The 12,666-nt window shown below is 58.8% G+C and carries 11 protein-coding genes; 3 read left to right on the forward strand and 8 right to left on the reverse strand.

The window, feature by feature from the left end; all coding sequences use genetic code 11:
• Positions 1 to 134: 134 nt before the first annotated feature.
• Complete coding sequence (gene tehB / locus G7090_RS11835) at positions 135 to 731, reverse strand: tellurite resistance methyltransferase TehB (RefSeq protein WP_166182546.1); 597 nt, start codon at positions 729 to 731, stop codon at positions 135 to 137.
• Entirely contained in the window at positions 728 to 1,732 is a 1,005-nt protein-coding gene (gene tehA, locus G7090_RS11840) for a dicarboxylate transporter/tellurite-resistance protein TehA (RefSeq protein ID WP_166182547.1), read from the reverse strand. The genes tehB and tehA overlap by 4 nt, the downstream gene beginning before the upstream one ends.
• 122 nt (positions 1,733 to 1,854) lie before the next feature.
• Here tehA and ydcK point away from each other — a divergent pair, with 122 nt between their 5' ends.
• A complete protein-coding gene (gene ydcK, locus G7090_RS11845; RefSeq protein WP_166182548.1) occupies positions 1,855 to 2,835 on the forward strand; it encodes a YdcK family protein in 981 nt (326 codons plus the stop codon).
• Here ydcK and rimL read toward each other — a convergent pair.
• The 4 genes from rimL to G7090_RS11865 form a co-directional block, all read right to left on the reverse strand.
• The gene (rimL, locus tag G7090_RS11850) at positions 2,830 to 3,381 is read right to left on the reverse strand and encodes a 50S ribosomal protein L7/L12-serine acetyltransferase (RefSeq protein WP_166182549.1); all 552 of its coding nucleotides are present in this window, start codon (positions 3,379 to 3,381) and stop codon (positions 2,830 to 2,832) included. The genes ydcK and rimL overlap by 6 nt on opposite strands.
• A 114-nt stretch (positions 3,382 to 3,495) precedes the next feature.
• The gene (locus tag G7090_RS11855) at positions 3,496 to 5,151 is read right to left on the reverse strand and encodes a glucan biosynthesis protein D (protein WP_166182550.1); all 1,656 of its coding nucleotides are present in this window, start codon (positions 5,149 to 5,151) and stop codon (positions 3,496 to 3,498) included.
• 250 nt (positions 5,152 to 5,401) lie between these two features.
• The gene (locus G7090_RS11860) at positions 5,402 to 6,175 is read right to left on the reverse strand and encodes an ABC transporter substrate-binding protein (protein WP_106992991.1); all 774 of its coding nucleotides are present in this window, start codon (positions 6,173 to 6,175) and stop codon (positions 5,402 to 5,404) included.
• A gap of 11 nt (positions 6,176 to 6,186) precedes the next feature.
• Complete coding sequence (locus G7090_RS11865; protein ID WP_166182551.1) at positions 6,187 to 7,356, reverse strand: pyridoxal phosphate-dependent aminotransferase; 1,170 nt, start codon at positions 7,354 to 7,356, stop codon at positions 6,187 to 6,189.
• Positions 7,357 to 7,466: 110 nt separating this feature from the next.
• On the opposite strand from G7090_RS11865, the gene G7090_RS11870 reads away from it, so the two are divergent.
• A complete protein-coding gene (locus G7090_RS11870; RefSeq protein WP_166182552.1) occupies positions 7,467 to 8,309 on the forward strand; it encodes a LysR family transcriptional regulator in 843 nt (280 codons plus the stop codon).
• Here G7090_RS11870 and G7090_RS11875 read toward each other — a convergent pair.
• Together G7090_RS11875 and G7090_RS11880 are read right to left on the reverse strand one after the other, a co-directional pair.
• Positions 8,296 to 9,804, reverse strand: a complete 1,509-nt coding sequence (locus G7090_RS11875) for a carboxylesterase/lipase family protein (protein WP_166185248.1) — start codon at positions 9,802 to 9,804, stop codon at positions 8,296 to 8,298. The two genes, G7090_RS11870 and G7090_RS11875, sit on opposite strands and share 14 nt — an antisense overlap.
• A 42-nt stretch (positions 9,805 to 9,846) precedes the next feature.
• Positions 9,847 to 11,190, reverse strand: coding sequence for a VOC family protein (locus G7090_RS11880; RefSeq protein WP_166182553.1), 1,344 nt, complete (start codon positions 11,188 to 11,190; stop codon positions 9,847 to 9,849).
• Between the two features lie 274 nt (positions 11,191 to 11,464).
• Here G7090_RS11880 and G7090_RS11885 point away from each other — a divergent pair, with 274 nt between their 5' ends.
• On the forward strand, positions 11,465 to 12,388 hold the full coding sequence (locus G7090_RS11885) for a LysR substrate-binding domain-containing protein (protein ID WP_106992996.1): 924 nt from the start codon (positions 11,465 to 11,467) through the stop codon (positions 12,386 to 12,388).
• Positions 12,389 to 12,666: the final 278 nt, after the last annotated feature.

The following is a 12,666-nucleotide window of genomic DNA, read 5'->3' on the forward strand; positions in this document are numbered from 1 at the left end:
CTTACCCGGCCTACGTAGTGACCTTGTAGGCCCGTGCAAGCGAAGCGCCGCCGGGCGTTAACGCCGCAGAGGAATCGGTGCGGCCTGATCCCCTCACCCCAACCCTCTCCCAAAGGGAGAGGGAGCAAAGAGGGTTAAGCCGGTTTACGCGCCAGCAGCGTGGCGAATCGCAGTTTAATACGATTCCCTTGGGCGTCGGTGCGGTGTAACTCGCCGACGTCCTCGTTATATTTCAGCTGTTCCCAGCCCGCATAGTAGCCGCTCAGCTCCCCGGTTTTAAACGCAAACGGGAAGCCGACGTTGCACGGATAGTCTTCGGTATCCATCGCCGCGACAATCAGGTTATAGCCGCCCGGTTTGGTGCGGCGCTGCATATTGTCGATCAGGCCAGGAATGGTTTCTGCCTGCAGGAACATCAGCACCACGGTCGAGAGGATAAAATCGTATTCGCCGTCAAAACGCAGGGTGTTGAGATCCTTAATCGCGGTCTGCAGGTTGGTAATGCCCTCTTTCGCCTTGATGCTCTCGATGTTATCGATGCTTGCCGCATTCTTATCCCATGCGGTGACATCAAAGCCGTTCGCCGCCAGATAGAGGCTGTTGCGCCCGTTGCCGCAGCCGAGATCCAGGGTTTTGCCCGGTTTAACCATCCCTGCGCTATACACCACCTCAGAGTGGGTGCGGGTCATGCCATATTTTTCGGTGAAGTAGTTCTCATCAAACACAGTCATTCTCTTTCCTCAGCTTGCATAAGCGTTGCTTTGTCTGCACGGACCAACAGTTTCCCCTGCATCAGCAGGATAAACGTGCGCACCAGTAATAGCGCAATGATGGCGTTAGTAAAAATAAATAGCGGGATGGCGATGGCGTGGAAAAAACCGGACGGGCTACTCTGGCCCAGATGCAGACCGGTGGTGGCCAGCGCCGAGACGCCGAACGAAAAGCTCCAGAACGACGCATTAAACGGCTGCGACAGATACCAGGGCATCAGGCGCAGGGTAAATAACAGCTGCAGCAGGCCGTAGCCAAACAGCATTTTGGCGAAGGTATCGGCTTCGCCGCCGTTGACGCTCAACCAGGCGCTACAGGCTACCAGCGCGGGTGCAAGCTGGATCCCAAGGGAGGTGCGCATCGCCGAAGGCAGTTCGCCGGCACTGCGCAGACGCTGCAAAATCACCGGCTCCAGGCTCAGCCAGGAGAAAACCCCGGCCCCGAGGAACACCAGCCCGGCATCGTGAAACCCGAGCGCCCCGCAGGCCATGGCGCTGATAAAATTATTCGCCACCGTCGGCAAATAGAGGCCCGGTGTAGTCGCCTCCTCCGGGTGTTTGCCGCGCCAGAGTCCGGCAGACTGCCACGCCGCATAGCTCAGCTGCACCACCACCCCGACGGTGAACAGGGCCAACGCCAGCGGACGAAACCAGGGCACGAAGCCAATTGCCACCAGCATGGTGGTAGCCGGAAACAGGCTAACAAAGCTGCTCATCACCGGGTGGCGCATCTCCGCCAGTACGCTGCGCGGAAAGCGTATCGCGCGGGTGAGAAACGCCGCGGTCAGCAGGAGCCACATCACCATCGCCAGCGTCACCAGGATCTCCCCCGGCCAACGCGTCACCGGCCAGAGGGTGCTGGCGTAACGCCAGGCAAAGCCCATACCTATGGTTCCCAGCACCATCCCGTAGTAACCCGCGGGTAAATTAAGAACGCGTTCAGTCGGTTGCGTTTTATACATAAATTTTAATCTATAAAATATATTTGAAATACTAGTTTAAGGTGTTTCATTTGCGGATGCCACTGTTTCGATCAAGCTAAAGTTTGCTACGTTTAGTGGAGACGACAACTGCGGGCACAGTGATGAAAAAATATCGACTTAGCGATGAAAGCCGTTTGCACCACTGGCAGGACGGTGAGACCAAAACAGCGGTAAAGGTGCGCCAGATTATCGCCGAACGTGATTTCAGCGATGTGAAATCAGGCACCCGGGGTGGCTGGATCGATGACGAATCGGCCCTGTCTCACGAGCACGACTGCTGGATCTACGATGAGAACAGCGTGGTCTTCGCCGGCGCGCAGGTCAGCGGCAATGCGCGGATCACCCAGCCCTGCGTTATCAGCCATCAGGCTTTTGTAAGCGATAACGTCTGGGTGGATGGGGCTGAGATCGGCTATGGCGCCCGATTAAGTGACAACGTCACGGTGCAGTCTTCGGTGGTTCGCGGGGAGTGTCATCTGTTCGACAACGCCCGCATCCTGCATAACAGCATGGTGATTGCCGCCAAAGGCCTGACCCCAGACCCGCATCAGATCCTGCGCATTTTCGGCGAGGCCACCGTCAGCCAGTCGCGGGTGGTGCACCAGGCGCAGATCTACGGCAATGCCATCGTCAGCTATGCCTTTGTCGAGCATCGTGCCGAAGTGTTTGAGAACGCGCTGCTCGAGGGCAACGAGGTGAATAACGTCTGGGTGTGCGACTGCGCCAAAGTGTATGGCAACGCCCGCCTGCTCGCCGGGCTGGAAGAAGATGCCATCCCCACCCTGCGCTACAGCTCCCAGGTGGCGGAAAACGCGCTGGTCGAGGGTAACTGCGTGATCAAACATCACGTCCTGATTGGCGGCAACGCCTGGCTGCGCGGCGGGCCGATCCTGATTGACGATAAAGTGGTGATCCAGGGTCGGGCGCGCATTCACGGGGAAGTGCTGATCGAGCATCATATTGAAATTACCGATGACGCGGTGATTGAAGCGTCACACGGAGACGTGATTCACCTGCGCGGCGAGAAGATGATTAACGGCGCGCAGCACATTACGCGCACGCCGTTGCTCGGGGCATTATGAGGTGCAGATCCGGGCGTAGATATTCTGGTCGTCATAGCGCCCGTTGAGGAACTCGGCCTCTTTCAGGCACCCTTCCAACAGGAAGCCGTTGCGCAGCGCCACCTGGTTACTGGCGGGGTTGTCGACCCGGCACTTGATCACAAAGCGGCGGATCTCGCCGCGTCTGGCGTAGTGGCGGATAAACGCCTCCAGCGCCTGAGATAAAATCCCCTGCCCCTGATGCGCTTCATCCAGCCAGTAGCCGATATAACCCGTTTTGTTCAGCGGCTCGATGGAATTGAACGACAGCACGCCTGCTAGGACGTTATCCCTGAAGATGAGGAACATTTTGGCGTAACCGCGCTGATGCAGCATCTGGTTGCTGAGGATGTTCTGGCGGGTGTCCTCTTCTGAGCCAACGAACTGTGGCCAGTTGAGGTAGTCCTGCAGATACGCCCGGTTTTTGACCACCAGATTGTGCAGCTCGGTGGTGTAACGCTCATCGGTGGCGCGCAGTTCGAGATGCGCATTGACGGGGATAATTTCTTCTTCGGTAATGGTGTTCATCGGTCAGCCTTTGTAGGCCGGGTAAGGCGTAGCCGCCACCCGGCAATGTAATACCGGAGCTGCATGCTCCCCCTCACCCCAGCCCTCTCCCTCAAGGGAGAGGGCGCAAAAGGCTTAACGCATTACCCGGTCATCGACGTACTGGCGTTTATCCGCTGCGGGTGGGAAGTAGTGATACAGCCAGGTTTCGCTGATCGCCTCGCCCTGACAGCGCAGGAACATGCGCATGTCCACCGTATCGGTGGAGTCGCTGGTCGGGTACCAGTCAAACAGGATGCGATACCCGTCGAACGGCTCCACGTAGAGGATCTCAATCTGCTTCGCTTCCCCACTGGAGAGGGTGATCACCGGCTCGATCCCTTTCGGCGCAGCCGCTTTCAGATCGCCACCAACAAAATCGACCGCGAAACGGCGCGACCACACTTTCGGGAAGTGCTCGCCCGGGGCCCAGCCTTCCGGGAAACCGCCCATCCCGGTGCGGGTCGCCAGCACGTTGGCCAGCGGAGAACGGACCGGCGGTTTGGCACTCCAGTAGAGACGGTACTGGAAGTCCAGCTTATCCCCCGCTTTCACCGGTTTTTCCGGCTGCCAGAAGCAGACCACGTTATCCAGGGTTTCACCGGTGGTCGGGATCTCCATCAGCGACACGGTGCCTTTGCCCCACTGGTTACGCGGCTCGACCCACAGGCTTGGGCGTTTGTTGTACCAGCCCATAATGTCCTGATAGTTCGAGAAATCACGGTCGAGCTGCAACAGACCAAACCCTTTCGGGTTCTTGTCGGTATAGGCGTTGAACTGCAGCTTCTGCGGGTTATTCAGCGGACGGCAGATCCACTCCCCGTTGCCGCGCCACATCGCCAGACGATCGGAGTCGTGGATCTGTGGGTGAATGGTGTCGCACATGCGGCGCTCGTTGTTGCCGCAAGCGAACATGCTGGTCATCGGCGAAATGCCCAGCTGCTGAATATCCTTGCGGGCATACAGATGGTTTTCGACGTCCATGATCACCTGAGTCTTCTCGCAGTGGATCACAAACTTATAGGCCCCGGTGATGCTTGGGCTGTCGAGCAGGGTGTAGACCGTAAAGGTGGTCGCGCCCGGTTTGACGGTTTCAAACCAGAACGAGGTAAAGTCCGGGAACTCTTCCTGCGTATCGGCGTAGGTGTTCAGCGCCAGGCCACGCGCCGAGAGGCCGTACTGGTAGGTATCATCCACCGCGCGGAAGTAGCTGGCGCCGAGGAAGGAGACGATGTCGCGACGCGCCAGCTCCGGAGATTTAAAGGCGCGGAAACCGGCAAAGCCTAAATCGCTCTGGCCTTCCAGCTGTTTGGTGTCGACGCCCGCGTCATGGTAGTTGAACAGCTCCGGGCGGAAGTGAATCTCACGCGCCTGGGCGCTCTGGCTGTCCAGAGAGAACATGCGCACCCGGCGGCGGAAGCCCATCCCGACGTGGAAGAACTGCACGTCGAGCTGGCGGTTTTCGATGTTATTCCACAGCGACTGCTTCGCATCGTACTGGATGCTGTTATAGGCCTGCGGCGTCAGGGTCGCTAAGGTATCCGGCAGCGGACGCGGCGCACCGCCCCACGGTGTTTGCGCCAGGTCGTGCGCCATGGACTGCAGCACGGAAAAGTCGAAACGACGGCTCGTACCGTCCGCAATATCCGATTCAGCCGCACTGGCCGCCCGGGAAAAGAGCGCGGCGAGTCCGGAAGTCCCGCTCAGTGCGGCAACGGCCATTGAGCCTTTTAAAAAACGTCTGCGATTCATGCCTGGGAAAACGTCCTTATGGTCGTGGGGAGTGGGTTTCGCATCGGCGAAACAACGGCAAGAAAGAACATCATTAAGAGGGCACAGCCTAAACAAAAATGATTAAGAATCCAATTATTGACAGGTGAGAATCTGCCCAAAGGGGGAAAGATTTTTCTGTCGAGGAGAATTGCCCGAAACGGAGGTAAAGAAAAGTATAAAAAAGCCCCTGCCGGACATCGTCGGCAGGGGCTAAAAGATGAAATTGTTGTTATTTTACGCTGACATCGATACCCGGGAAGTACTTCTTCGCCAGCTTATCGATAGTGCCGTCAGCGCGGACTTTATCAATGGCGGCATCAAGCTGCTTCTTAGTGGCCTCGTCGCCTTTACGCAGACCATAACCGATCCCACTTCCGAGGATAGTGTCATCCGCCACCGGCTTGCCGATAAAGCCGAAGCCTTTCCCCTGTGGCTTGCTGAGGAATCCGGCCTGCCCGGCGGCAGACATCACCAGCGAGGCGTCAATACGCCCGTTCAGCAGGTCGCCCCAGGCCATGTTCTGATCTTTATAGGACACCACGGTAACGCCCTGCTTTTCCCAGTGCTCCTTAGCGTAGGTCTCCTGAATGGAGCCCTGCAACACGCCAATGGTCTTGCCTTTCAGCCCTTCCGGTGTGGCATCGACCGCGGTGCCGGTCTTGCCCACCAGCTGGGAAGGAATACGATAGATCGGCTGGGTAAAGTCGATGCTCTGACGACGCTGGTCGGTGATGTTCATCGCCGAGTTGATGGCGTCGAATTTCTTGGCCACCAGCCCCGGGATCAGCGCGTCAAACGAGGTCTCCACCCAGCTGCATTTCAGCGCGGCGGCGGCGCAAATGGCGTTCCCGAGCTCAATATCAAACCCTTCCAGCTCACCCGAGGCGTTACGGCTCTCAAACGGCGGATACTCGGCTTCTACGCCATAACGTAATTCTGTTGCGGCGATGGAAGAGAACGAACACAGCAATCCCAGGCCGACAACGAAGGCTTTTAATTTCATAACTGAACTCCTTAGCGTGGTGTTACCCGACACAGGGCCTGCGCACCTGCCCGTAATGTTGCCTCATCTTTCGCAAAAGAGAGGCGGATTAATTTGTTATCTGTCCCGTCGGTGTAAAACGCCGACAGCGGAATGGTGGCAACGCCGTGGTCAACAATCAGCCGTTTCACCATCTCGCTGTCGCGCTCGTCGCTGAAGTGGCTGTAATCCGCCAGCAGGAAGAACGAGCCAGCGCTCGGCAGCAGACGGAAGGGTGAATCCGCCATCAGGTTAACCAGCAGATCGCGTTTACGCTGGTAAAACGCCGCCAGCGAAAGCCAGGTTTGCGGGTCGGCCATATGCTCGGCAAAAGCGTACTGCATTGGCGTATCGGCTGAAAACATTAAAAACTGATGGATCTTGCAGATCTCGTCCATCAGCTCCGCCGGAGCGACACAGTAGCCAACGCGCCAGCCGGTAACGTGATAGGTTTTGCCAAACGACGAGACGATCACGCTGCGCTCCGCCAGCCCGGGATGGGTCGCCATGCCGTGATGCGGCACGTCGTCAAACACCACGTGCTCATAGACTTCGTCAGAGAGAATAATGATATCGGTGTTGCGGGTGATGGCTGCCAGCTGTTGCAGATCCTCGGCAGAAAAGACCTGCCCGCTCGGGTTATGCGGCGTGTTGATGATGATCATCCGCGTGCGCGAGGTAATGGCGGCGCGGACTTCATCCCAGTTCACCGCGAAATTCGGCACCGTCAGCTTGATAGCGACCGGGGTCGCGCCCTGCAGACGCACAATCGGCGCATAGCTGTCGAACGAAGGTTCAAAGTAGATCACCTCGTCGCCGGGATGCACCAGCCCGCTGATGGCCGAGTAGAGCCCTTCGCTGGCGCTGGCGGTGATCAACACTTCGCTGGCGGGATCGTATTGCGTGCCATACAGCGAGGCGATTTTATCGGCGATGCGCGCTTTCAGCGGTGCCAGCCCGGTCATCGACGCATACTGGTTATGGCCCGCCTGCATCGCCCGGTGGACGCCGGCAATCAGCGCCGGATCGCATTCGAAGTTCGGCGCACCCTGGGAAAGATTGATGGCATTGTGCTCAGCGGAGAGCTGACCGATAACGGTAAAAATGGTGGTGCCAACGTCCGGCAGTTTGGAACGGGGTTGTATCGGAGTACGCAGCGTCATCGGAAATTCCTCTGGTAGAGAGTGCATAACTATTCAACCCGAAGGCTATTGTGGCGACAATCGAATTGTTGTCATAATAGCCATGACAAAAAATCATACCTGGAGGTTCCGTGTCGCGACGTTCGTTCCCGCTTACCGCCGTTGAGGCCTTTATCGTCACCGCGCGGCATCTGAATCTGACCCATGCCGCCAAAGAGCTGTGCCTCACCCAGGGGGCGGTAAGCCGCAAGATTGCCGCCCTCGAAAGCTGGTTCGGCTTTCCGCTGTTTGAGCGCCACGCCCGCGGGTTACGCCTCTCCTCCCAGGGCAGCGCCCTGCTGCCGGATCTGCGCGCCTCGTATGAACAGATTCTGACGGTGGTGGATCAGGCCCGCGCCCAGCAAACCGTGGTGCGTCTTAAAGTCCCCACCTGCGCCATGCGCTGGCTGGTGCCGCGGCTGTTGCAGGTGGAGCGCGAGCAGCCCGAGCTGCAGATCGCCCTGACCACCACCAACGAGCACAGCGTTAATTTCAAAACCGAATCCTATGATGCCGCCATTGTGTTTGGCACTCAGCTCAGCGCCGGGGATCTGCTGTTTGAGGAGGCGTTAACCCCGGTGTTAAGCCCCCTGCGCCAGGGCTCAGCGGTGGAGTCGCTCACCTTCCTGCACCCGACCCGGGATAAGACCGACTGGTCGCTGTGGCTGGAAAAACAGACCGCACAGCCGTCTGTCATGCACAAAAATCAACACTTCGACACCATGGATCTGGCGATCACCGCCGCCATTCAGGGGCTCGGGGTGGCGATTGCCGACGAGACGCTGGTGGCGGAAGACATCCGCGCCGGGCGGCTGGTGCGGCCTTACGCCAGCAGCGTCAGAACCGGGGCCAGCTACCGACTGGTGCTGCGGGAGTCGCGCGACAAAGCGGCCGGACTGGCCGCCTTTCGCGAGTGTCTGCTTAATCCAGGCTGACGTGGTGCTTCATCACCCGTTTAAACAGCCCCATCCTGGCGCGCATAAAGCGGTTTTCAAGCTTAAATCCCGCATGTTTATTCACTCCGATGCGCAGCAGTACGTCCCGCCCGTGGTGACAGGCAGGCCAGCGCGTCGGGCCATCCAGGATATCGCACGTCTGGCTGGCATGGCGGGCGAAGTTAACCCAGTAATCGGCAACCTGGGCTGAGAACGCCAGGTCGTTGTTATTCACGTAGTGCCGGGCGGGCTCGGCCAGGGTAAGCGTATCAAACACATACGGCACCTCGTTGCCGTGCCATGCGCCGTTAACGTAGGTGGCGTGCTCGGCTTCGGCGACATAGTCAAACCAGTAGCGCCAGCATGGCTGCCCTACCCGCCGTTGCGCCTGCATCACCACAAACCCCAGGGTGGTGAAGGCCATATCCCGACACACCTGGCGCCCTAACTCGGTATCATCCTTAACCCCCGGATAGAGCAGCTTGATTAACCCCAGCCCCAGCCGCCGCTCCCGGCGCAGCTTCTGAATCTGCCCCGCGAGATCGATACCAAACACCGCCATCACGCTGGCTTCGTCGCTGTTGGAGCCCACCATGATCGGCACCGGATGGTGGCGGGCGGCGAAAAAGACCTCCAGCATCGGCTCGGGTAACACGCAATCCCCGACGATGGGCGCAGGCGCCACGTTCAGCGGGGCCGTCAGCGGCCAGAGCGCCTCCGGGGGGATCGCCCGCAGCTGCTCGGCGGTAGCGTTTTGCAGCCCAAAATGGGCCGCCAGCGCCTCGCCCTTTCTGAGTGCCTGCTCCCGGGGCGTATCCGGCAGAGTATATCCGCTCTGAACAATTGCCTTATGAAACAGACCCTTTGCCAGCGGTGAGGCCAGCAGTGACAGCACGCTGCGCGCGCCGGCGGACTCGCCGAACAGGGTGATGTTGTGCGGGTCACCGCCAAACCGGGCGATGTTGTCCCGCACCCACTCCAGGGCGGCGATCTGATCGAGCAGGGCAAAGTTATGCACCACCCGCTCCTCTTCCCCTTCCAGCGCCGGATGGGCAAAAAAGCCCAGATGGCCCAGCCGGTAGTTCAGCGTCACCACTATCGCGCCGCGCTGTGCCAGCGCCTTCCCGTCATAGGGTGGCAACCCGCCCGCGCCGATGGTAAAGCCGCCCCCGTGCAGCCAGACCATCACCGGGAGGGGTTCCGGACGTTGAACCGGCGACCAGACGTTCAGGTAGAGGCAATCTTCCGAGAAACGCCCCGGATCGCCCCCGCCCAGCTGCTGGCAATACTCACTGCTCTGCCAGCTCGACGGTGAAAATGCGGTGGCCTGACGTACGCCCTGCCAGCTTTCAACTGGCTGCGGCGAGCGCCAGCGCAATGCGCCCACCGGCGGCGCGGCGTAGGGAATGGCGCGCCAGTTCTGCACATCGCCATCCGTGATGCCGTTTAGCGCCCCCTGGCGCGTGGTAATTATCTGAGATGAGGCGTTTTCCATACTGACCTTACATTGCTGACTCATCCCCGCAGAGTACCGTTTTCAGAGCAAACCGCAACGCCGCTTGCTGCGCTCCTCCGCCTCCCGATAGAGGGTGAACTCATCCAGCACCGGGCACCCCAGCGCCTCCTCAAAGGCATCGCGGCTGGCGTTGCCGTGGGTGCGGGCCTGGGTTTCATTCCCGAGATTCGACTGAAAGATCCCGGCGGCGCTCACCGGAAGGAAATCTTCATAGGTGATGGGCTGGGCCACCACCCAGCCGCGCTCAATCAGCGGCTGAGGATCGTCCCCGGGGCCAAAAGAGTGCCGGTGCGACTCGCCCGCCGGGGTCAGGCGATAGCGGAACCATGCCAGCCCCTGACGGCGAAGGAAGATATCGCTGTCGGGAAAGGCCCGGAAGACCTCCTGGAGATGCAGCTGATGAGTCAGGTTATCCTTGCCGGTACCGGACTCGGCCAGCAGGCGATCGTATAGCTCGCGTCCTTTCGGGGTTAACGCCACGCCGCGCTGCTCGATCTCACCGAAGCGAGCGGTATGAGTTCCGCGATGTTCGCCTGCAAACAGAATCGGCTCCTCCAGCGCCTTAAAGCTGGTCTGACGCAGCAGAAGCGGCACCTCCCGGCGCGGCGGCCCCTCAATCAGCATCTTCGGCTCAATGCCATACTCCGGCATCAGGGCCTGCACCCGGTCGATATCCAGGGTGCGCGGCGTCAGGTGGTTGATATGGCAGCCCGGGAAGCAGACCACGTCGGCAATCAGCCGGTGTTCGTTGTGCAGCGCCTGGTAAGTGTCGTGATCCACCGTGGCATGGCGGTGCCAGCGGAACGTCTCCAGCGCCTCATGGACAAACTCCTCAGCCTGCGCCGGGGTGAATTCCCCTTCCGCCTCGTGCAGGGTAATCAGCTCCAGACAACGGGGGGTGAAGATGTTGCGGCGGGCCAGAATCTCTGCCGCCTTCTCGCGCAGGGAAACGTTGTCGATCAGATCGAGGCGCAGCAGCGAGGTGAAAATTCGAAACGGGTTACGGCACAGGGCGGCATCGTCAACCGGACGAAACGCGGTGGAGTGGACCGGCACCCCGGCCTGGGAGAGATCGTAATAGCTGACCGGGAACATCCCCATAATGGCGAACATCCGCCGCAGGGTGGCCAGCTCCAGGGCCGTACCGACACGGATTGCCCCGTGGCGTTCGAGGTTGAGGCGAGCCAGTTCATCCGCGTTGGCCAGTTGCTCATGCAGTTTCGGGTTATTTTCCAGTACCGCCAGATTCACATCTGCGACCAGCTCCAGCAGCGTTCCGTATTGCGGAACTTCCTGCTGATACATTGCCGACATCGCCTGTGAAAAGTTCTCCCGAATATCATCAGCCGTGATGTTGTTCGCCATGATTTAATGCCTCCAGTGAATATTACCTGGAGTGTAGAGAAGGCCATTGCGGCCGTCGGGAAGAATTTACGATTTGTGATCCAGATGGAGCGCTGTTCATTTCCTGAGTGGTGACGACGTTAACCGATTCAGGCGTCTGCACAACTCTTTATGGACATCTTCAAAAAATGCTTGTTACTCAATTAGATTGAATGTTAATAATATTTTGCTAGCAGGTTATCAAAATTAAACAACTTTACTTGTCACTTCGCTACCTCTGTTTTTAACATCGCCTATGGAAAAAAATGGTTTGTTTAGTCAGCGCATTCGTCTGCGCCATCTGCACACTTTTGTGGCCGTCGCTCAACAGGGAACGCTGGGGCGTGCGGCTGAGACGCTTAACCTGAGCCAGCCTGCGCTCTCCAAAACGCTGAACGAGCTGGAGCAGCTGACCGGTACCCGCCTGTTCGACCGGGGACGACTGGGTGCACAGCTGACGCTGGTGGGCGAGCAGTTCCTCACCCACGCTGTTAAAGTGCTTGATGCCCTGAATACGGCGGGCCAGTCCCTGACGCGGCGCAACGACGTGCCGGGGGATGTGGTGCGCATTGGGGCCCTCCCTACCGCGGCGCTGGGCATTCTGCCTGCGGTTATCGGCCAGTTCCACAAGCAGCAGCGCAACATCACGCTGCAGGTGGCGACCATGAATAACACCATGCTGCTGGCGGGGCTGAAGTCCGGGGAGCTGGATCTGGGGATCGGCAGAATGTCGGACCCGGAGCTGATGAGCGGCCTCAACTATGAGCTGCTGTTTCTCGAATCCCTGAAGCTGGTGGTCCGCCCGCGTCATCCGATCCTCAATGATACCGTGACCCTCAGCCGGGTGATGGAGTGGCCGGTAGTGGTCTCCCCGAAAGGCACCGTTCCGCGCCAGACCGCAGAAACACTGCTGGAAACGCAGGGGTGTAAACTGCCGTCGGGCTGTATCGAAACCCTGTCGGCCTCCCTGTCGCGCCAGCTGACCGTCGATTATGACTATGTCTGGTTCGTGCCTTCCGGGGCGGTGAAAGAGGATCTGCGCCAGGGCACGCTGGTGGCGCTGCCGGTAACCACCTCCAGCCCCGGCGAACCGATTGGGGTATTAACCCGCGTGGAGGCCCCACTCTCCACCGCCACCCAGACGCTGCTTAGCGCGATACGTAAATCCATGCCGGTGTGATCACACTTCCTCTATGCCCGTCTTGATGACGGGCTTTTTGTTTCCGTTACTCAAATAATGCGAAATCATTCATTAACAATTGCGCAAAACAATTTAACAGATTTATCATACCCGCCGATTTCACCAAATGGTTCATTCAAATAACGCAGCGGTGATCTCTAAGACGCTTTAAAGGCGTTATGTCCGACTTTTTCATCATGAATCTTCTCTCCTGTTACCCATTTGGTTCAGATGCAATGCTGTCTGGCCAGCGAAGACAAGATTATTTCAGGAGACAG

Source organism: Leclercia sp. 29361 (assembly GCF_011290365.1).
GTDB classification, from domain to species: domain Bacteria; phylum Pseudomonadota; class Gammaproteobacteria; order Enterobacterales; family Enterobacteriaceae; genus Enterobacter; species Enterobacter tamurae.